Below are 19,943 nucleotides of genomic sequence, written 5' to 3'. Positions count from 1 at the left end.
GTTGAACGCCTTCGCCATCACCTTCAGCGACCGCTTCCCACCTGCTGAAACCTACTAACCAAGATCGCCGAAAACACCCTTAGCGAGACAGCCCCTGAAAACGGGGGTAGCTCAGTCAGCGTGTTGTGGTCGCGGCCGTTACATCTGAGGTCGGGCTCGCAGGCGATGGCTGTGGCGTCCGGTTCGCTCGTTGTGGCGGAGCGGCACTCGCGCCTGGTCCGGCTGGACCCGCGCAGCGGGGCGGAGTTGTGGGAACAACGTGTCGAGGATTGCTGGGGCACGGCCGTTATCGCGGGCGAGCGCTGCCTTTACCTGAGCCAAGCAGGAGTTCTGCACTGCTTCGACCTGGGCAACGGGCAGCGGTTGTGGTCGACGCCCGGCATGAGCCTGCGGCATTACGTCAGCGTCAGCGGCTCTGTTGTCCTGCTGGGAGGGTGGCGCGGTTACCACCCAGGGCGTTCGCAAGGTAGAGGTATGCCCGTTTAGTCGAGTCCGAGTAGTTGTAGGGATCGGTACGGGTTTCGGCTGTTACGTCGTAGGGTTTGCGCGATCGACGTGGTGCCGGCCAGGCGGAGCAGGCTGATCGCGGTGTTGCGGAGGGTGACCAGGGCTCGGGGTGCGTTGCCGGTCCGCAGGCGGCTGGCGTCTTCGCGGTAGGTGGTGTCGCGGATGTGGTGCAGGACCTCGATGGACCAGTGACCGCGGAGCCAGTCGGCCAGTTCGTCGGGTCCGGCCTGCTCAGCGGTGAGGTTGGTGATCGCGTAGACGGTGACGGCGGACCAGCGGTCGGTGGCCGGGTGGTAGCGGCGGCGCCGGATCCGCAGAGCCTGACTGGCGTGCGGGAAGTCCAGGGCGAGGGGGCCGAGGCAGGTGACTGTCTGCAATCGGCGGATGTCGTGGCGGCCGTGCCCACGGTCGTGGATCTGGTCCAGGACCGGGATCTTCGCCCATGGCAGGGCTTTGACCTGCCGGTGTAAGCGTTTCTGGTTACCTTTGACGACGAAGACGTAACCGGCGTTCTTCTGGACCAGCCAGCGGGCATGCTCGCGTTGGGTATGCAACGCGTCCGCGGTGATGATCGCCCCGGCCAGGTCGAGGGTGTCCAACATGGGCACGAACCTGCTGATCTCGTTCGTCTTCCCGTCGACGTCGCTCTGGGCCAGGACGATCCCGTCACGGTGATCCACGGCGGCGAGCAGATGCACCTGGGCGCCCGCGGGACCGCTGCCCCGCAACGTCTTGCCATCCACGGCGATCACCCGCCGGCCCGGACCGCCGGCGCCTGCCCGGCCGATCAGCCAACGGCACACCGCGGCATCCAGGGCATCGGCGTCAATACCGGCAAGGACCCGGCCCAGCGTGCTGTCATCAGGCACCCGCCGGGCGCCGGTGAACCGGTCGCGGGCCGCCCCGAGGCGGTCCCATACCGCGTCCGGCAGGTCTGCGGCCCACTCGGTGATTTCGACGACCCGACTCTGTCCCGAGGCCACCGCCGCGACCGCCACCGCGAGCAGACCCGGCAACGAATGGATACGCCCCCGCCGGTCCCGCGGGTCCGGCACCTGCGCCAGCACCTGCAACAACCCCAGTGTGTCCTGCTCCACCAGTGGCGACACGCCGTGCAGACGTGCGGACAATCCGCCGATCAACGATGATGCTTCCACGAGCGCGGTCCTTCACATGTGATCATCCGGCCTAGACACCTGAATGATCACCAGAAGACCGCGCTCTTCTACGTACCGGCCTGAACCGGCGTGACTACCCCAAACGTTGCTAAACGGTCAAAGCTCGATCTTGCGAATGCCCTGGGTTACCACCCCTTGATTCGGGTGGCCCTTGCCAACGGTAAGTGCCTGCCGTTCGACGGCGCTGCGTTTGCTGGAGCCGATCCACTTGCCTGGCCGAAGCCGGTTCGTTGGAGGCCCGAACACGACTGTGCCGCCGATGCGGTGCTCGTCGCGGGCGCCGGTCTGCCAAAACTACTGGTAATGGCCGCCTCCGGGGCCGTTCTGAGGGAGTGGTCGCTGCCGGCACCGGTGGTCTTCCCTGATGGCGACGGCAGCTACGGAGTCAGCATCGATGGCCGTGTCACCTTCCTCAGCGGTCGACGCACGGTCATGGCTTTTCATCCGGTGCGCGGTGTGCAGGTGCTGTGGCACCACGAGCGTGATCTCCGCCCACAATCGCCGATCCTCCACGGCGACACGCTGTGGCTCGTCGAGGACGCCGGCATCACGGTCATCGACCTGAGCCAAGGTGTTGTCACCGAGGTACGGCCCCTACCGCACGGCGCCGTCTGTGCCGCGGCCCTGGTCTCCGGCGGTGTGCTGTTCGCCTTTACGGACGGCTCGCTGGTCACCATCGATCGCGCTGGCAACGCCCGCGCCCGCATATGGCTATCGGCGCGGATTGACCGGCTGGTCCCCGCAGACAACGGTCTGATGCACGCAATCGGCGAAGGCCACCTCGTCACGCTTGATATCCCGGCCACGGCAACCGTCCCGCTCTTTTAACGAGCATCCGCTTCTGCCGCTGACACGGCGAGCCGATCGTGCGCGTGTTTCCCGATTGGCCGATGTCGCTGCGGGAGCCAGCGCTGGTGCCAACCAAGGCACGGGGTCGGCAGCTGACGATAGGTCGGCGCCCGGCGCGAGCCCGGTTTGGGGGAGCAGGTGGGGAGCAGCGGGGTGCCCTGAACGGCCTTGAACTGCGTCCAACGGCATCGAACGGCGCTCAACTGCACCCACCCCTGCCTGCGGCTCCACGTTGCCGCAGGTCAGAGTCGGTGCGGCGTCCTGTTTCACACCGAAGAGGTCGCTGGTTCGATACCAGCATCGCCCACTCTCAGTTTGTGCAGGTCAGAAGCCCGTTACCGAATGAGTCGGTAACGGGCTTCGCCGTATGTGCCGTTTACATTGGGAGCAGATTGGGAGCAGCGCGGCTGGTTCTCTGTTCGGGCCGCCATGGACCTGTCCGGTTGAGTGACCTGATGTGCGGTCCCGAGCGGGCCTGCTGGCTAGTTGAGGAGTTGGGCCGACCGCTGCCGGTGCCGCGCGGCGAGAGGGTGGCCCCGGTTATGGCTCATGGGTTGACTGGCGGCCGTAGGTCCGATGGTTGGCCCATTCGCCGGTCCACAAGGCGAGGTCGTGTACCCAGAGCTCGGCGCTCTGCCGGGACTTGACGGCCCACTTTGTTGCGTGACGCTGTTCCCAGGACGGCTGGCGCCGGCCAGCGCCTCGGGTTGCGTAACGCCGCGCCTGGAGGTGCGTCAGATCGACGTGGGGGGCGCTGCGGGTCAGCGGGCTGAAGTCCAGCGCAGGTCCGTCATCTGAGACACCGATCCCACGGGCAACATTCTGAGCAGGCCCTTCAGGCTGGAGACCTCTTCGGCGGATCCGAAGGCGTCAGCTTGGCACCTCGGCGGCAGTAAGGCGGCGTCCGCTCATGGCCGAGATGAGTGCGCCCCAGTGGGAGCGGGCTGCACATCGTCGCTATGGTCGGTGTCGTGGAGACACTGGGCCGACTTGCCGGAGTCACGGTCGACTGCCGGGATCCGCAGCGACTGGCTGACTTCTGGTCCGTGGTGCTTGGAGGACGCGTGACGGAGTCTCTTCCCGGCTGGCGGCGCGTCACTGTCGCCGGGGGCGGCCCGGTGCTGACATTCCAGCCGGTCCCGGAGCCCAAGGCCGGCAAGACGCGACTACACCTCGACATCGCCGTTACCGACATTGACGAAGCGGTCGATCGGATCGGGATGTTGGGCGGGCGGTGGACAGGTGAACGGCATGACTACCAAGAGGGCGCAGTCCTCGTCATGACCGACCCGGAGGACAACGAGTTCTGCGTCGTGCAGTACTACCGGGTGTGATCTGGTTAGGCTTTCGACCGAGCATCCGAGACCTGCTGATGGCGTCGTACGCACCGTCGTCGTTGCACACTGATCACAAGCGGCCGCGAGAGTGTGGAGCCGTCGACACACTCTTCTAGAGGGCGCATCCGAACCAGACCCTAATGGCTCTTGCGCCGGGCGTGGCGGCGCCTCCGTCATCGCTGTTGCGCTCTGCATGAAGCCAGTCTGTCGGTAACGATGCTCGAGCGCTTTGTCCGGTTGACGACTGTAGGCGTTCGCGCCGCAATCACGCCTCGATCCGAGGCCATGAAAGGTACTGGGTTGGTAGAGGCTCTGATCTGCTGCGGAGGGCTAGGGTTGATCACCGGTTCCTCCACCTCCCCGTGACGGCGGCCCGCCGGCACAGGCCCCGATCCGGGCGCGATCACCGTTGAACCGCCGGCGGCCCGGTCCGTAGTGAACCGGGACGGCAGGATGACGGTGCCGGTGGAGAGGGAGGGCGACGGGTGCAGATGCGGCGGGCCGTTCAGGCGGTGCTGGTGCTGGTCGGGATCTGGCTGGTGCCGACCGGTCCGGCGCATGCCGCGCCGACGGAGACCGGCCGGTACTACGTGGTCGGCCCGCCAGTCGACGGGCAACGGGAATACCTGTACGCCATCGCGTTGCGTACGCTCGGCAACGGCAACCGGTACCGGGAGATCGTTGACCTCAACACCGGTCGGGCCCAGCCCGATGGTGAGACGTTCACCGACGGCCTGGTGCTCAACCCGGGCTGGGTGCTCGTCCTGCCTCCGGACGCCAAGGGCCAGGGGGTACGCATCGGCCCGCTGCCCCGGCCCCGGGCCCGCCCCACCCCGCCGGTGACCAGGACGCCGCCCGCCCAGCGGTCCGCCCCGGCGCCCACCACGGCCGCGGCGCCCCGTATCACGGCCGCGCCGAGCAGTGTGCCGCCTTCCGCGCCCGCCCGGCCTCCGGCCACCACGGAGGTCGCCGCGCCCCGGCGGCAGGAGCCCACGACTCCGGCCGGCCTTGACCCGCTGGTGATCCGGGTCGGCGCGGGCGTCCTGTCGGTGCTGCTCGCGGTGGCGGCGATCGTGCTGCTGCGACCGGGCCGCTCCGGTCGTGGCCTGCCGGTGGCCGGCGACGACGGGCCGTGGCCGCCTGAGCGGCACCACACGCCCGCTCCCGCCGACGCCGCGAGGGCGCCGCTTGCCGCGCCGGCCACGGACATGCCCGCGACACCGGACGGGCTTCCCGCGAACGCGCCGTCCTCAACAGACGGAACAGCCACCTCATCCCTTCAGGACGACACGACGGCGTCCGGCCCGGCGAACGAGGCCCCGCCGCCGTCCCCGGTGGAGGCGTCGTCCGTGGCCCCGGGAACCCGGCCGGCCTCCGTAGCCGAGTCGGCTGGGCCCTCCGCCGTGACCGCTGGGACCGGACGATCGGTGGGCGGCCGGGTCGTCCAGGCCTCCGGCAACGAGCGGCCCGCCACGCCGGCGGAGGCGGACGTGGCGCGTCCGGCCGGTACGCCGGCCCGGATGGAAGCCTCGACGGATGTGCCGCGCCCGTCGCTGCCGGCCGGGGACGAGGCGCCGTACCTCACCGCCGACCTGGACACCGACGTCGGCCCGGCCCGGGTCCGGCTGGTCGGCGTGGCGGCCGGGCGCGGCGTGCCGCCGTACGCCTGGTTGGGTCCGGGTGAGGTGGCGCCGCCGGCGGTGCTGCCGCTGGTGCTGGGACGCAGTGGGCCATGGCGGCTGCACGTGGATCTCGCCCGGGTGCCGGACGTGTTCACGCTCGTCGGTCCGGTGGCGGTCTGCGGCCGCGCGGCCGCGGCCCTGGCCGGAGGGCTGTCCGCCGCCGGAATCGGCGTGGCGGTCGTGGGGGAGACGCTCGGCGGCGGGATGGCGGCCGGCTGCCGCCGGCTGCCCGGCCTGCCCGAGCCGCCGGGGCCGGGCGAGGAACTGCCGGAGCCGTCCGTGGTGTTCGTCGAGGGCCCGCCGCCGGCCGGGGCGCGTGGTCTCGCCGCCGCCACCGGGGGGCGGTGCGTGCCGGTGGTGCTCGGTCCGGTCCCGGCCGGCCGCTGGTCGCTTCAGCTCGACGTGGACGTGGACGTGGACGGGGAGGCGGACGGCGGGGACTGAACCCCGCGCAGCACCACCGGCAGCGGTCCACCCGCCAGCCCGGACACCGACTCCCAGACCCCGTCCCGGGCCCGGTGGACCCGGTCCACCTGGACCCGGTCGTAGGAGCGGCTGGTGAGGATCAAGTCGACCCCCGCCTGCCGCAGCCGCTCCGCGTGACCCCGGGCCAGCGGCAGGGCGGCGAGGGCGTCGGCGGTGGCCTCGACGTCGACCGTCCGGCCGCGCGGCACCCGTACCTCCACGAGCAGCCGCCCGGCCCGCGCCGCCGGCCGCCGCCGGGACAGCGGCAACCAGCCCGGCGCCAGGCCGCGGGACCGCGCCGGCAACAGCGCGTACGCCCGCCGGGTGCCGTGCGCCGGCCACCGGCTGACGTCGTGCGGCAGCCCACCGCTCGACGCGCTCGCCGGCGCGGACCGGATCCGCAGCGACACGCCGTCGAGCCCGTCGACGGGTTGGAGCCCGCCGTCGTCGGTGGCCCGGAATCCGTCCCGCACGCGCGCCCGGTCCAGCCGGCCGGCCGGCAGCAGATAAGTGTCCGGGGCGCCGAGCAGATACTGCAGGCGCGCCGGGACGTGGGAGCGCAGCACCTGCACCGGGATCGCGCCGCCCGGGGAGATCCGGACGCGCAGGAGGTCCGACCGGTGCGGCGCGGACCGCGGGTCGAGGTGGGCGACCAGGAACAGCTCCGCGCTGGGTACGCCGTCGGTCGCCGCCCGTTCCAGGTCGCCGGTGACCGGCACGAACGCCTCGAACGCGGTGACGTTGACCTGCTGGCCGGGGCGCAGCCACGGTGGCCCGTACCGGCCCGCGCGGCGGGTCTCGGCGGCCAGCGTCGGGCGGGCCGAGGGCGCCGGCCGGGCGGCCTCGTGTCGTTCCGGCGGGGTGCCGGCCCGCGTGGCCCTGGACGGAGCGGTGTCGTCCGACGCGGTGTCCACCGGCCGGTCGCCGTCCGGAGCGTCGGCCACCACGATGCGCTGTCGCAACGAGCGGGGCACCAGCAGGCCGTCGGGGGTCGCGTCGACGGCCGGCGGGCTGTCTGCGTAGCGCGGTCGGTGGGCCTGCCACTGCGTCACGCCACCCGCCGCGTCGAGCGCGCGCAGGCCGTGGTGGTCGCCGACGAGTTCCGCCCGGCCGCCCGGCGGTGGGGTCCAGACCGTGGCGCCGGTGGTTTCGGCCAGCTCGGCGGCCTGGGTGACGAGCTTCGCCTGCTCGTCCGGCTCGGACGGCCAGGTGAGCCACAGCCGCAGGTCGGCGCCGTAGAGCGGCAGGTCGCCGAGGAGCGCGGCTAGGTGCCCGGCGTCGCGTACCTGCTGGGTGCCGCTGTAGTCGCCGATCAGGAAGCCGCCGGAGCGGGCCGTGACCGAGACCGTGACCAGCTCGGACATGGTGGCGCCGAGCCGGTGGGCGGTGGCTCGGCGGGCCACGAAGTCCGCCCGGGTGGCCAACGCCACACCGGTAGCCAACGGCAGGTTGACCACCCCGGTCCGGGGCCGGACCAGACCGTCCTTCATGGCGAACCAGCCGGGCAGCGGGGTTGCCAGGTCGGGTGGTTGCAGCACCAGCCAGTCCATCGGTTGGCGGGTGACCCGGTCCAGGGGCAGCGCGTGCAGCGGGCCGTCGTCGGCGTCGGGGGCGCGCCCGGCCAGCACCTGCCGGATGTCCGCGCCGTCGGGGCTGACCAGCACGTCGTGCCCCAGCAGGCCGGCCACCTCGGTGAACAGTTCGGCGTGGCGGGCGCCGTCGTCAGCGAGGATCCGCACGTCGTCCGCGACGTCCCCGGTGCGCCGCACCAGGTCCGCCACGGCGGGCGCGTCCAGCGGGCGGTCCGGTTCGCCCGGCAACGCCGGCCGCCCCCGGGGACCGCAGACCAGCCAGAGATCCAGCAGGCCGGGCACCCGCCGGTGCCGGCGCGGGTCGAAGCGGCGGGTGCTCGGCACCCGGTCGATCCCCCGGCCGTCCATGGCCTGCGCCAGCTCTGTCACCACCGTCCCCGCCTTCGTTCCACCGACGCCCCACCGGCGGCCGGAGCTGCCCGACATCGAGGGCCGGTACCCTCGGCGTTCTCCATGACGGGCGCCATGGAAATCTGGTTCAGATTGATTTGAACGAAGTCGCCGCTGATCCGCAATAGACGGTGACGGCTGATCGGTCTGGGCCGCGGTGACGGAAGGGGAACCCGGTGCTGGCGAAGCACTCCATCCTTGCTCGACTGCTCGTGGTGGTGATGGTCGGCTGCGCGATCCTGGCCGCGCCACGGCCCTCGGCCGCCGGGTCCGCGCCGGACACCGAGCCGTACGTGAAGTACTACCTGGTCACGGCGCGCTACCAGGGCCAGCCGGAGAATCTCACCGAGATCGCCCGGCGCTTCCTCGGCAGCGGCGAGCGGTCCGCCGAGATCTACCAGCTCAACACCGGTCGGGTCCAGCCGGACGGGGGCCGGCTGACCGACCCGGCCGCCCTGAAGGCCGGGTGGTACCTGGTGCTGCCGTGGGACGCCGCCGGCCAGGGCGTCGAGTACGGACAGCTGCCGGCCCCCCGCAAGCCGTCCGCCGGCCCCACCCCGGCGCGTTCGCCGAGCGTACGGCCGGACGGCAGCCCGTCGCCGAGCCCCAGTCACACGGCCTCGCGCTCTCCCGGTGGCGGCGGCCCGGCCGCGCGGTGCACCGCCACGACCGCGTCGAGCGGCCGGTCGGAGTGGGCGCAACTGCGGATGGCGGCCGACAGCGCGTGGACCCTGACCCGTGGCAACGGGGTCAAGGTCGCCGTCGTCGACAGCGGGGTCGACGCCGGGCTCCAGCAGCTCAGCGGCCGGGTCGCGGTGGGCGCGGACGTCACCGTCGGCAACGGGCGCGGTGACGAGGACTGCCTGGGTTCCGGTACGGCGATGGCCGGCATCATCGCCGCCGACGACAGCGTCGAGGGCAGCCCGGTGGGGCTCGCGCCGGACGCGACCATCGTGCCGGTGCGGATGGTCCGCTCCTCGGGCGACGCCCGGCCGGCCGACGCGGCGACGGCCATCGAGGTGGCGGTCAGCACGGGTGCCTCGGTGGTCGCGCTCGGCTCCCGGGTCGACCTGGCCGACTCGGCGGTCGCGGCGTCGCTGGCCACCGCGCTGGAGCACGACGTAGTGGTGGTGGCGGGTGCGCCGGTCAAACCCACCACGCTTCCGTCGCCGCGCGGCGGATCCGGCGGCGGGGCGTTGGTGCTCACCGGCGGCGTCGGCGCGGGCGGCCAGCTCGCCGAGAAGTATCTCGACGGCTCGGTCGAGGTGGTCGCCCCCGGCATCGAGGTGGCGACGCTCGGCGTGGGCGGCGGCAAGGTCGTCGGCAACACCGGCACCGAGTTCGCGGTGGCGTTCGTGGCCGGCGAGGCCGCGCTGATCCGGGCCGCCCAGCCCGATCTCACCGCCGCGCAGGTGAAGGAGCGCGTCCGCGGCACCGCCGACCCGGTCGGCGGGCAGGTGGCCGAGGGTGATTCCCGGTACGGCTCCGGCATGATCAACCCCGCTGCCTCGGTGGCGCCCTCCGTGGGCGGTCGGGACCCGGCCGCCGCCCAGGCGAACCGCGGTGGCGGGGGCACGCTGTTCGCCGTACTCCTGGGTCTCGCCCTGGCGTTCGGCGCGGGCGGCTTCCTGGTGTTCCGGATGCGCCGCCGCCGGTACGCCGGCTGACCCGCACGACGGCCGGCGCCCCCGGTCATCCCGAGCGGGTGACCGGGGGCGGGCGGCTACCGCAGCGACCAGGTCTGCTTCGGATTGAACACGCAGGTCCACGCGTTCAGCGGAGCGCCGTCGCCGTGCCCGTCCACGTCCAGGCAGCGGTCGGTCTCCCGGTTGAACAGCGACCGGATGCCCTGATACTCGATCCACTCCCACTTCTGGGCCGGGTTGCCGCTGCAGTTGGCGGTCTGCACCGGCGCGCCGTCGCGCTTCTCGCCCCAGGCCACATCGAGGCAGAGGCCGTTGACCCGGACGGTCTTGTCGGACCCGAACGTCCACCACTGCAGCCGGTCCTCCTTGCACGGCCGCAGGACCACGGGTACGCCATCGCCGGTGCCGCCGGTGGCACAGAGACCGGTCTCCTTGCCGACGAGCTGCTTCGCGCCGCTCGGGCGCTTCGGCGGGGCCGGCTTCTCCGGCACGGCGGACGGGCGGGCCGACGGCGTCGCGCTGGGCCGGGGCGCGGGGGACGCGGCCGTCGGCGTCGGCGTCGGCGACGGCGACGAGGGCTTGGGCGACGGGCTCGGGCTGGCCGAGGGAACCCGGAGCCGGCCGTCGAGGGCGTAGAAGTCGGTGAACTCCCGCACCTGCCGCAGGAACGCCTGCGTCGCGTCGTCCAGCTCGCCGCCGGTCTGCCGGACCGCGGTAGGTCCGTTCCGGTAGGCGGCCAGCGCCAGCAGGCCCGGGTCGCCGTCGAGGCCGGCGAGGTCACGCCGCAACGCGCAGACCGCGGCGCCGACCGCCGGCACGGCCACCTGCGGGTCCCACGGCGAGGCGCCCGCCGGCCCGTGCGCCCGCCACACCTCGGGCAGGAACTGGGCGATTCCCCGCCGGCCGTCGTCGCCGAGCAGGTTCGGGTCGAAGCCGGACATCGCCATGAGCTGCGCCGCCACCGCCGCGGGCGGCACCTCCGGGCACACCGAGCCGGCGCGCACCACCAGGCGTACGTAGCTCGACGGCACCGCCCGGGGCTGCTGGCGCTCCGGGTCCGGGCGGGCGGTGCCGGCGCCGCCGAACGCGGTCAGCTCGCCGTAGTACGCCGCGTAGCGGCTGACGTCGTCGACGTACGCGACCGCGGCCGACGGCACGCCGTTGGCCTCGCGTACCTGGTCGAGTCCGGTGTGGAACGCGGCCAAGGACAGCCGCCACGGGTCACCGGGGATCCCGGCCAGCCGCAGTTGCCCGCTGAGGTCGCACATCTGGTGGGCCAGCGCGAGGATGTTCGCGGCGGTGTCGGTGCGGTCCGCTCCCGGCCACGGCGCCCACGACTTCCACCGGTCGTCGTTCAGCCCGGCGAAGCCGCGACCGCCCGAGGTGGCCTTCGTCACGCGTCCGTCCAGACCGGACTCGGTCATCAGCTGCCCGGCCAGGCGGGCCGGGGTCAGCGTGGGGCAGGAGCGGGCCGCGGCCCGGATGGCGGTCAAGTGCTCGGCGGAGACGGTACGACCGGTCAGCTTGTCGTCGCGGGCGGTGGCGATGCCCCAGCTCACGGAGGCGACCACCATGCACAGCACCGCGAGGCCGGCCGCGATGGCGGCGGCGACACGACGCGGGATCCGAGCGAGCCGGGATCGGAGGCCAGGAAGATCGGGTGTCACGGGACTTCCCTTCCGGTGATGACGTCGCCAGGCGTGACGGATGCGCGACGTCCTCGGTTCACCCGACCGGAATCGAATCCGATTCCAGTCCGGCCGCCATTGAACCGACCGGCACACCGAGCCGTCAACGTGACCGCCGCCGGACGCACCGATCCGCGGCTGCCGGATCGCCGATCGGAGTGTTCGATGTCGACTCGCCACCACCCGCCCGGCGCGGGCCCGACCAGCGCCGTCGTGGGCACGGTGACCTCGGGCCGCCGGTCGGGCCGCGTCCGATGAGCGCCGGCACGCTGGTCGCCGTCCGCCGGCCCACGGCACCGTCCGATCAGTACGGCTATTCTTCTCCCTCAGAGGGGCTCGGCGCCGTCGTGCCGGGCCGGCCGTGCGGGCACGCCCCACACGTCAGGGGGAGGCGTTCTGTGTCGGCGGTGCCCAACGAGGCGGTGGAGCCCGGAGTGCCGGGCGAGGCCGTCGGGCAGGGCTCGCCGGAGAGCCTCATGCGCTGGATCCACGAGCAGTACCGTGAACCGCTGCTGCGCTTCATCACCCGGCTCGTCCTCGGCCGCCAGGAGCTGGCCGAGGACCTGGTCCAGGAGACGTTCCTGCGGGCCTGGCGGAACCTGGGGACGCTGGCTGAGGAGCCGCGCCGGATCGCGCCCTGGCTCTACACCGTCGCCCGGCACGTGGCCGTCGACGCCGGCCGGGCCCGGCAGGCCCGGCCGCCGGAGGTCGCCGTGCCCGACCTCAACCGGCTCACCACGGCCGAGGACGAGATGGACCGGGTGGTCAGCGCCCACACCGTCCGCCTGGCGCTGCGGCAGATCAAGCCGGAGCACCGCGACGTCCTGATCGAGATGTACTACAAGGGAGCCTCGGTCGCGGAGGCGGCGCAGCGACTCGGCATACCCGAGGGTACGGTAAAGTCGCGGACGTACTACGCGGTGCGGGCGCTGCACGCGGCGATCGGCCCGATCGAGTCGGCCTGATGTCACGTCCCGGCGACTACTCGTCCGATTCGCGGCACCGGCGCGGTGTCCCGGATCATCGCTCCGGCGCACCCTCTGTCGGGTCGGGAAGGGGGCGTGATGCGCACCGGCGGTGAGAACCCGACGTCCGAGCACGAGGCCCTGGCGCTCTATCTGCTCGGCGCGCTCGACGAGACCGACCGCGTTGCCTTCGAAGCGCACCTGGCCGGCTGCTGGGAGTGCCTCTCCGCCGCAGGCGACCTGGGCGGGGTGACCAGCGGGCTCGGCGGACTCAGCGCGGCGGACTGGGACGAGTTCGCCCTCCCGCCCGCGTCCGTCCTGCCACCCGCGTCCGTCCTGCCGCCTTCCGCGCCGGGACCGGAGGACGCGCTCGCGCCGGGCCGCAGTCCGGCACCTCCATCCCCGGCCACCGGCACGTCAACCACCGCGCCGACGCCGGGGTCGACACCCGGACCGAGTGACGTGCGGGACGTCGCGCCGGCGTCGGACCCGACCGGCGTACCCCGAACCGACGCCCTGGGCACGACGGGCCCGAGCACCGTCGCCGGTCGCGGGCCGGCGGGGCCGCGGGGCGTCCGCCCGGGGCGCGCGCCCGGCGGCGCCGGCCCGACCGGCGCGAGCGGGCCGGGTAGGGCGACCGGCCGCCGCTCCCGGGCGCTGTCCGCCCGCCGGCGGCTGCTGCTCTGGGGCGGGGCGGTCGTGCTGGCGCTCGCGGTGCTGACCGGCGGGATCGTGGCTGCGGTCGGTGGCGGGGGCCGCGACGACCTGGTGCTGACCGCGACCGGTGAGGCGCCGGGCCAGGGCGTCAGCCTCTCCGTGTCGATCACCACCCACGAGGGTCAGGGCTCCACGATCAGGATCACCGCGACCGGGCTGCGGCCGGGGCTGCGTTACCGGCTCTTCGCGGTGACCCGCGACGGGGTCACCCACCCGGTCCGGGACTGGACCGCCTCGGCCGGGCCGCAGGAGGTGACCGGTGAGCTGTCGCCGCCGGTCGACGACCTCTCCTTCGTCGGCGTCGGCCTGACCGACGGCACCTCGGTGGTCACCGCGCCGATCTCACGCTGACCGAGAGCCTCCGATCCGCGCCGACTCCGGTTGAACCGGAAGCCCTCCCGCGCCGTCGTGTGGCCGTGCGCATGCCGCGCTCGTCGGGGGACGTTGTGCGTCCTCGCCAGGCCAAGGAGGGCTACATGGGTGTGACCACCGAATCATCGCCGACCCACAGGACGAGCAGAAGGGCCGCGCTCCTCGCCGTGGTGCTGCTCGCGCTCGGGCTGACCGTGGGAGTGCCGGGCGGCCCGGCGACCGCCGCCACCGGGGAGCGGGTGACGTTCGTCAACGGCACCGCGGAGACGTTGTGGATCGGCGCGGGCGAGAGCGGGGACGGCTCGCGGCCGATCACCGGCCTGCCCACGCTGGGCCCCGGCGAGTCGAGCACGATCGTCATCCCGGATGCCGGCGAGCCCGGCCACTGGCGCGGCCGGTTCTTCGCCCGCCAGCGCTGCGGCGGCGACCCGAACGGCTCGTTCCGCTGCCTGGTTGGTGACTGCGGCGCCTTCGCCGACCGGTGCGAGCGGGGCGCGGAGCCGGTGAGCCTGGCCGAATTCAACTTTGACCGGAACAACGCGGGCGCGCCCTGGTACAACGTCAGCTACGTCGACGCGTTGTCGACGACGATCACGATCGACGCGCCCGGCGCACCCCGGCCGGAGAAGGCGGGCAGCTGCGCGCGGTGGGACTGTTCGGCCGGGCAGATGCTCGCCGCCTGCCCGGAGGCGCACGCCGTGCGTGACCCGGTCCGGGGCGACCGGGTGAACTGCGTCAACCCGAACCGGGACGCGGAGAGCGGGTACACCTCCGCGCTGCTCCCGTTCGGTCCGCGCGCCTACCTCTGGTCCACCCACGACCGGGTCGCCGGCAACGAGACGGTCTACAACTGCCCGGGCTGCGCCGAGGTGGTGGTGACGTTCCGCAACGGCGGCGCCCCGTCGGCCCCGCCCGCGAAGCGTCCCGCCGACCGTTCCGGATCCGGCTCCGGCTCCGGCTCCGGCTTCGCGCTGCGCGGGTACGCGGACAAGTGCGTGGACGTGCCGGGCGGCGAGTCGGCCGACGGCGTGCGGTTGCAGCTCTGGCGGTGCAACGGCACCCCGGCCCAGCGGTTCACGCGCGGGTCCGACCACACGCTGAAGGTGCTGGACAAGTGCATGGACGTGGCGTGGGCGTCGCGGGACAACGCGGCCAAGGTGCAGCTCGCCTGGTGCAACGGCGGGCCGGCGCAGGTCTGGGTCGCCGAGGGCGGCCTGCTGCGCAACCCCAACTCCGGCAAGTGCCTCGACGTGCGCGACTGGAACTCCGACGACGGCGCGCCGTTGCAGATCTGGGAGTGCGCCGCCGGCCAGAGCAACCAGAACTGGCGCGAGACCGGACGCTGACCCGGCGGGACACGACGTGGGCCCGGGTGATCGTTCACCCGGGCCCACCGGTCGTGTCGAGCGGTCACCTCCGGCCGCGTGCCGGCGCCTGACCCTGTGCCGCGCTCGCCGCCGGGGCCGTGCTCGATCCCGGGCTGGTCCGCCCGCGTTCCAGGTCGACGTTCTGCGACTGCTGCTGGATCGCCGAGCGCCGCTGGTCGACCGCCGCGTTGGTCAGCGCGGCGCCGGCGGTGACGAACCCGCCGGCCGCGGTGAGCTGGGTGGCATTGGCGGCGGTGCCGGCGATGCTCATGCCCAGGCCGCTGAGGTTCCCGGCGTGCACCGCGGCCTTCGTCCAGTCACCCCTCTGCGCGGCGTCGATGAACTCCACACCGGACTTCAAGGCGGTCACGGCGGACGCGCTGATCTGCGTGCCGCGCGCCGCCCAGCCCTCCAGGACGCCGGAGATGGCGCTCAACGAGCCGGCGGTGAACTCCGCACCCGGCGGCAGGTACGTGTTCATGTACTCCTTGAACTGGGTGAGGCCGGTGAAGCCGGCGTTCTTGGCGCCCTGCCGCGCCTCGCTCTCGGTCGGACGGTCCGGGTTGGCCGGCCGCACCTGGCTGCCGCGTCGCGGCTCCACCGGCGCCGGCGTGGTGACGGCGCCCACCTGCATGGCCGTCCGCACGAGCGCGTCCGGGTCGGTGGCGACGTAGGTGGACCGGCGGCGGAGCCGCCCCACCTGCTGGTCGGCGGCGGCGGAGTTCCGGCTCGCGCCGGAGCCACGCGCGGCGGAGTTCCGCTCCGAACGGGCCGGGGCGGCGGGCGGCGACACCCGCCGCCCTCCGTTGAACGAGTCGGTGAACTGCGGGGGCGCCGTGGACGCGGACGTGGACGCGTACGCCGCCTGGCTGTACGGGTTGACCGGCAGGCTGTAGTGCCGGTCCGCAGCCTCCATCTCGTAGTCGTTCTCCGCACCGGCGAACGTCTGGGCGCGTTGCAGCGGATCCGGCTCGTAGCCGTACCTGGGGTCGGACATGGTCACTCCTTCGAGCGCTGGTTCGTGATGGGCCAACCGGCGGTTCGCCGCCGGCTCGGTGTGCCGCCTCCCTCCCACGGATCGCGGTGCACCGTCTACGCGGCGGCCCCGGCCCCGGTTCAGCCGTGCCCCCGGATTTCTCCGCCGGGCGGCGGCTGGAAAAAACCTCGAACCCGCGCTGAACCGAGTGGGCTGTCGCGTCGTAGAGCGGCCGTCGACCGCTCCGCCCGCGCCGCCGAGGCGCCGCAGGCGCGGCCGGCGACCGACGACGGCGAGCAGACAGGGAGGCGAGACGGACGATGAGCCAGCCGGTGATGCTGCGGCGACCACGGGAGCGCGACGAGCGTCCGATCCGACACCGCGATGTCCTCTCGGACGAGGGCATCGGCTGGATCGGCGCGCACGGCGGCGCCGGCGCCTCCACCCTCACCCGCCTGCTCGGCGGCACCGACATCGGATGCCGGTGGCCGGATGCGGCGATCGGCGATCCGGCCCGGGTCGCGGTGGTCGGGCGGACCAGCCTCGACGGCCTGCGGGCGGTCTCCCGCGCGTTAAACGCGATGCGGGAGGGCCGGCACCCGGCCGGGATGCGGCTGGTGGGCGTGGTGCTGATCGCCGACGCCCCGGGCCGGTTGCCGGCGCCGCTTCTCGGCCGGATCCGGCTGCTGCGCGCGATCGCCCCGGTGCACCGGGTGCCGTGGGTCCCGTCGTACCGGGTGGGTGCGGAACCGAAGCGTCCGCCGCGCCAGCTGGCCCGGCTGGCCGCCCTGGTGGAGGCCCGGCCGGGGCGGGGGTCGCGGTGAGCCGGACCCGCCGGGCGGGCTGGGTCGTCGCCGCCCTGGTCCTGGCGCTGCTCGGGCCGGCGCCGGCCGCGTGGGCGGCGGCGGGCACCTACACGGTGACGGTGGACGGCGGTGACGCGGCGTTCCTTTACAAGATCTGCCTGAAGACCACCACCACGGTGAACACCTACCCGGCCGGTGGCGGCGACCGGGTCTGCTCCGGCAAGAAGGGCTCGACCGACGGGTCGTTCGACCTGACCGCCGAGTTCACCGACGGCGACACGGTCTGGATGGACGTCGAGATGCTGGTGGACCTGAGCGGCCACTCGCGGACCAAGGACAACGTGGACATCACCGGGTCGCACTCGTGCACGCTCAAGGGCGCCCTGTACGCGGGAAAGTTCAAGTGCGAGAACGCGATCAACAAGAAGAGCTTCGAGGCGCCGTCGATCGAGCCGTACCAGGTGGCCGTCGACGACCCGAACGCCCCGGTGGTGCAGCTTCTGACGCTGATGGCCTGGTGCGTGAGCGCCGCCGCGGTGCTCGGCCTGCTGCTGACCGGCATGACGTTGGCCTCGCAGTTGCGGCGCGGCGCGCTGGAGGAGCGGACCGAGTACACCAAGCAGATCGCGTTCGTGATGGCGGCGTGCCTGCTCGCGACCACCGCCGGGCCGCTCGTCGAGGCGCTCGGGTTCAGCCAGTGACCACCTCGACGAGCCCCGGCCCCGGCCGACTGACCAACCCCTTTTCCCAGCACTGAAGGAGCACCCAATGGCCCTCTCCGACATCTACTACAGCGGTCTGGTTCGGATCCCGTTCGGGATCCGTCCCGCGCCCGAGCTGGGCGGCGATTTCGTTGGCGGGGTGCCGCAGCCGGCGACCGGCGAAAACTCGGTGCCCAGTGAGCTCGCCACGAAGGTCGAGCAGGCGCTCGGCCTGGTCGCCTGGGCGGGTACGGCGGCCGGCGTCCTCGGTGTGCTGATCACCGGCGCGGTGATGGCGATCTCACACAAGCGGGGTGAGAGCTCGGAGCACATGAGCCGGCTGGGCATGGTGCTGGGCGGCTGCATCCTGGTCGCCACCGCGGGCCCGATCGTGACCTGGGTCTTCGGCACCGGCGGCCAGGCGGACGGGAACTGACGCATGCGCGCGCGACACGCATCCGGGCCGGCGGAGGAGGGGCCGTTCTGGCGGCACCGTCGGTGGCAGGTGTCGGCGGCCTTCGTGGTGCTGGCGCTCTGCACCGGCGTCGGCGCGGCGTTCTACGGGGGCGGGGACACCGGTTCCCGGGCCGCGCCCGCGTCCGGGCCGGTGATCGGCGGCCTCGCGCCGGACGGGTCGCGACCGCAGGGCTGCCGCACGGTGGACGCCGCGCAGCGAATCCCGGACGCGGCGCCGACCGACGTCACGTGGCATCCGCTCAACGGCGCGCAGACCCCGTTCTCCGCCTCCGCCGGGCCGCTGAAGGCCACCGGGCCGCTGCGCTGGTGCTTCGCGCACACCCCGATGGGCGCGGTGCTGGCGGTGCACACCATCTCCCGGCAGATGAGCGGCCCGGACTGGCGTACGGTCAGCCGGCAGCAGCTCGTGCCCGGGCTCGGGCGGGACTACTTCGACGCGATGCGTGAGTCGCTGGAGGAGGGCGGCCCGCCGCAGACCTCCAACCGGCTCGCCGGGTTCCTGGTGGTGCGCTACACGCCCCGGACGGCCGTGGTCCGGGTGCTGGTCCGGCAGGCGACGGCGCGCTACTTCTCAGTCGACTACACGGCGGACTGGAGCGGGGTGGACTGGCGGCTGCGGCCGCTGAGCTCCGGCGGTCTCTACGGCCCGGTCACCCCGGTGATCTCGCTGGCCGGCTTCGTGCTGTGGAAGGAGAGCTGAGATGGCCGAGTGCGCGACCGGCGACGCCGTCTACATCGGGGAGATCGGGCAGGTCGTCGGCTTCTTCGAGCGGGGCATCGACGGCATCCTCAGCGACATCGCGGGCGCCATCATGGGCGCGGCGGTGGAGTTGTTCGCCAACCTCGGCGACGTGCCGACGCTCGGCGACGAGAAGATCAACGATCAGATCCACCTGCAGACCGACTGGCTCGTGGTGACCATAGCGGTGGCGTCGTTGCTGGCTGCGGCGTTCCGGATGGCACTGCTACGGCGGGGACAGGCGTTGTGGACGGCGCTGTCGGGCCTGGTCCGCATGATCCTGACCGTGGGCGCCGCGTGGACCGTGCTCAACCTGCTCGCCACCGAGGCCGACCACTACAGCGACCACCTGTACGACCAGGGCATCAAGGCGCAGCTCAAACTGATCGCCAACTGTGGCACCGACGGGCTCACCGCGTTCCTGCTGATCATCATCGGGTTGCTGCTGCTGGTCGCCGGCTGCATCCACGTGATCCTGATGTACCTGCGGCTCGGCGCGATGGTGCTGCTCACCGGCACGTTGCCGCTGGCCGCCGCGGCGTCGATGACCGAGTCGGGCGGCGGGTGGTGGCGTAAGCACATCGCCTGGATGGTGGCCTGGCTGGCGTTCAAACCGGTGGTCGGGCTGATCATGTATTCCGGGGCGGCGATGATCGGCTCGGTCGACGGCGACGCCAAGCACTACAAGCTGGCCGGCGCGGCCATCCTGCTGATGGCCGCGGTCGCGCTGCCGGCGTTGATGCGACTGATCGTGCCGGCCATGGCGGCGCTCGGTTCGTCCGACGGCGTGGGCGCGGGTGTCGCCGCCGGCGCCGCCGGCGCGGGCGCGGTGGCGAGCGGGGCCAAGCGGATCGCCGGTGGCGGCGGTTCGAGCGGCGGCGGCGCGGCCAGGGCGCCGAGCGGCGGCGCGCCCACCGGCGCGGCGTCCAAGGGGGGCGGCGCGTCCAAGGCTGATGGTGCGTCGAAGTCCGACGGCGCGTCCAAGGCCGACGGGGCGTCGACGTCCGACGGGGCGTCCACGGCCGAGGGCGCCTCCACGCCCGACGGGGCGTCCACAGCCGAGGGCACGGCCGGCGGTGGCGGGTCGACGTCCGCAGGACAGCAGGCGTCCGGGAGTAAGCCGGCGTCCGGCGGGGAACCGGCGTCCGGCGGGGAACCGGCGTCCGGTAGCGAGCCGGTGTCCGGTAGCGAGCCGGCGTCGGGCAGCAGACCGGCGCCCGAGAGCGAATCGGCATCCGGCAGCACCCCCGCGAGCAGCACCCCGGCGCCCGCGAGTAGCCCGCCGTCCGGCAGCGATGCGGCAGGCGGTGGCGGGTCGGCAGGTGGCGGCGGGCGCAGCGTCGCGTCGACGGCCGGCCGGGTCGTCGGCGGCGCGGTCGGCGCCGCCGCCTGGACCGTGCAGAAGAGCGCCGGCGTCGTCGCCGGCACCCACCGGCACGCCGCCGGCATCGCCCGCGGCGCGCTGCCGGACCCCGATCGAGACTAGGCC

17 protein-coding genes are annotated in these 19,943 nt (G+C 73.2%); 13 read left to right on the top strand and 4 right to left on the bottom strand.

Translation table 11 applies throughout. The features are described 5' to 3' along the window. The first annotated feature begins 120 nt into the window (after window positions 1–120). Entirely contained in the window at window positions 121–486 is a 366-nt protein-coding gene (locus tag ABZT87_RS30635; RefSeq protein ID WP_355139873.1) for a PQQ-binding-like beta-propeller repeat protein, read from the top strand. On the opposite strand, the gene ABZT87_RS30630 is transcribed toward ABZT87_RS30635, so the two are convergent. After that, window positions 483–1,664 carry an ISAs1 family transposase gene (locus tag ABZT87_RS30630; protein WP_355139871.1) on the bottom strand — a complete coding sequence of 394 codons (1,182 nt, stop codon included), beginning with the start codon at window positions 1,662–1,664 and terminating at the stop codon, window positions 483–485. The two genes, ABZT87_RS30635 and ABZT87_RS30630, sit on opposite strands and share 4 nt — an antisense overlap. A 90-nt stretch (window positions 1,665–1,754) precedes the next feature. On the opposite strand from ABZT87_RS30630, the gene ABZT87_RS30625 reads away from it, so the two are divergent. From ABZT87_RS30625 to ABZT87_RS30615, 3 genes are all read left to right on the top strand, one after another. Then, on the top strand, window positions 1,755–2,513 hold the full coding sequence (locus ABZT87_RS30625; RefSeq protein ID WP_355139869.1) for a hypothetical protein: 759 nt from the start codon (window positions 1,755–1,757) through the stop codon (window positions 2,511–2,513). Between the two features lie 992 nt (window positions 2,514–3,505). Next, a complete protein-coding gene (locus ABZT87_RS30620; protein ID WP_355139867.1) occupies window positions 3,506–3,868 on the top strand; it encodes a VOC family protein in 363 nt (120 codons plus the stop codon). 488 nt (window positions 3,869–4,356) lie between these two features. Beyond that, on the top strand, window positions 4,357–5,997 hold the full coding sequence (locus tag ABZT87_RS30615; RefSeq protein WP_355139865.1) for a hypothetical protein: 1,641 nt from the start codon (window positions 4,357–4,359) through the stop codon (window positions 5,995–5,997). Here ABZT87_RS30615 and ABZT87_RS30610 read toward each other — a convergent pair. Beyond that, the gene (locus tag ABZT87_RS30610) at window positions 5,946–7,982 is read right to left on the bottom strand and encodes a hypothetical protein (RefSeq protein WP_355139863.1); all 2,037 of its coding nucleotides are present in this window, start codon (window positions 7,980–7,982) and stop codon (window positions 5,946–5,948) included. The two genes, ABZT87_RS30615 and ABZT87_RS30610, sit on opposite strands and share 52 nt — an antisense overlap. 194 nt (window positions 7,983–8,176) lie before the next feature. On the opposite strand from ABZT87_RS30610, the gene ABZT87_RS30605 reads away from it, so the two are divergent. After that, complete coding sequence (locus ABZT87_RS30605) at window positions 8,177–9,667, top strand: S8 family serine peptidase (RefSeq protein WP_355139861.1); 1,491 nt, start codon at window positions 8,177–8,179, stop codon at window positions 9,665–9,667. Window positions 9,668–9,723: 56 nt separating this feature from the next. Here the strand turns inward: ABZT87_RS30605 and ABZT87_RS30600 are convergent, their stop codons facing one another. Then, window positions 9,724–11,313: a ricin-type beta-trefoil lectin domain protein gene (locus tag ABZT87_RS30600; RefSeq protein ID WP_355139859.1), complete on the bottom strand. Its 1,590-nt coding sequence runs from the start codon at window positions 11,311–11,313 to the stop codon at window positions 9,724–9,726. Between the two features lie 419 nt (window positions 11,314–11,732). On the opposite strand from ABZT87_RS30600, the gene ABZT87_RS30595 reads away from it, so the two are divergent. From ABZT87_RS30595 to ABZT87_RS30585, 3 genes are all read left to right on the top strand, one after another. Beyond that, a complete protein-coding gene (locus tag ABZT87_RS30595) occupies window positions 11,733–12,299 on the top strand; it encodes a sigma-70 family RNA polymerase sigma factor (protein ID WP_354974593.1) in 567 nt (188 codons plus the stop codon). A 99-nt stretch (window positions 12,300–12,398) separates the two neighbouring features. Beyond that, window positions 12,399–13,367, top strand: a complete 969-nt coding sequence (locus tag ABZT87_RS30590; RefSeq protein WP_355139857.1) for a zf-HC2 domain-containing protein — start codon at window positions 12,399–12,401, stop codon at window positions 13,365–13,367. A 125-nt stretch (window positions 13,368–13,492) separates the two neighbouring features. Further along, complete coding sequence (locus ABZT87_RS30585) at window positions 13,493–14,734, top strand: ricin-type beta-trefoil lectin domain protein (protein WP_355139855.1); 1,242 nt, start codon at window positions 13,493–13,495, stop codon at window positions 14,732–14,734. A 64-nt stretch (window positions 14,735–14,798) separates the two neighbouring features. Here the strand turns inward: ABZT87_RS30585 and ABZT87_RS30580 are convergent, their stop codons facing one another. Continuing rightward, on the bottom strand, window positions 14,799–15,752 hold the full coding sequence (locus tag ABZT87_RS30580) for a hypothetical protein (protein ID WP_355139853.1): 954 nt from the start codon (window positions 15,750–15,752) through the stop codon (window positions 14,799–14,801). 299 nt (window positions 15,753–16,051) lie between these two features. Here ABZT87_RS30580 and ABZT87_RS30575 point away from each other — a divergent pair, with 299 nt between their 5' ends. The 5 genes from ABZT87_RS30575 (at window position 16,052) to ABZT87_RS30555 (ending at window position 19,940) form a co-directional block, all read left to right on the top strand. After that, the gene (locus ABZT87_RS30575) at window positions 16,052–16,555 is read left to right on the top strand and encodes a hypothetical protein (protein ID WP_355139851.1); all 504 of its coding nucleotides are present in this window, start codon (window positions 16,052–16,054) and stop codon (window positions 16,553–16,555) included. Further along, a complete protein-coding gene (locus ABZT87_RS30570; RefSeq protein ID WP_355139849.1) occupies window positions 16,552–17,238 on the top strand; it encodes a hypothetical protein in 687 nt (228 codons plus the stop codon). Before ABZT87_RS30575 ends, ABZT87_RS30570 begins: the two co-directional genes overlap by 4 nt. A 67-nt stretch (window positions 17,239–17,305) precedes the next feature. Continuing rightward, window positions 17,306–17,674: a hypothetical protein gene (locus tag ABZT87_RS30565; RefSeq protein ID WP_354863163.1), complete on the top strand. Its 369-nt coding sequence runs from the start codon at window positions 17,306–17,308 to the stop codon at window positions 17,672–17,674. A 3-nt stretch (window positions 17,675–17,677) separates the two neighbouring features. Next, on the top strand, window positions 17,678–18,415 hold the full coding sequence (locus ABZT87_RS30560) for a hypothetical protein (protein ID WP_355139847.1): 738 nt from the start codon (window positions 17,678–17,680) through the stop codon (window positions 18,413–18,415). Window position 18,416: 1 nt separating this feature from the next. Next, entirely contained in the window at window positions 18,417–19,940 is a 1,524-nt protein-coding gene (locus ABZT87_RS30555; protein WP_355139845.1) for a hypothetical protein, read from the top strand. The last annotated feature ends 3 nt before the right edge of the window (window positions 19,941–19,943 follow it).

This window comes from Micromonospora sp. NPDC005237 (genome assembly GCF_040607775.1).
Classification (GTDB): Bacteria; Actinomycetota; Actinomycetes; order Mycobacteriales; family Micromonosporaceae; genus Micromonospora.
Note: the sequence above shows the minus strand (reverse complement) of the source record. Positions and strands in the feature narration are given on the sequence as shown.

Excerpts from the sequence above, each read along its gene's own strand:
- ABZT87_RS30565 (WP_354863163.1), top strand. The coding sequence starts at position 17,306 with ATGGCCCTCTCCGACATCTACTACAGCGGTCTGGTTCGGATCCCGTTC.
- ABZT87_RS30575 (WP_355139851.1), top strand. The coding sequence starts at position 16,052 with ATGAGCCAGCCGGTGATGCTGCGGCGACCACGGGAGCGCGACGAGCGT.
- ABZT87_RS30560 (WP_355139847.1), top strand. The coding sequence starts at position 17,678 with ATGCGCGCGCGACACGCATCCGGGCCGGCGGAGGAGGGGCCGTTCTGG.
- ABZT87_RS30590 (WP_355139857.1), top strand. The coding sequence starts at position 12,399 with ATGCGCACCGGCGGTGAGAACCCGACGTCCGAGCACGAGGCCCTGGCG.
- ABZT87_RS30580 (WP_355139853.1), bottom strand. The coding sequence starts at position 15,752 with ATGTCCGACCCCAGGTACGGCTACGAGCCGGATCCGCTGCAACGCGCC.
- ABZT87_RS30555 (WP_355139845.1), top strand. The coding sequence starts at position 18,417 with ATGGCCGAGTGCGCGACCGGCGACGCCGTCTACATCGGGGAGATCGGG.
- ABZT87_RS30585 (WP_355139855.1), top strand. The coding sequence starts at position 13,493 with ATGGGTGTGACCACCGAATCATCGCCGACCCACAGGACGAGCAGAAGG.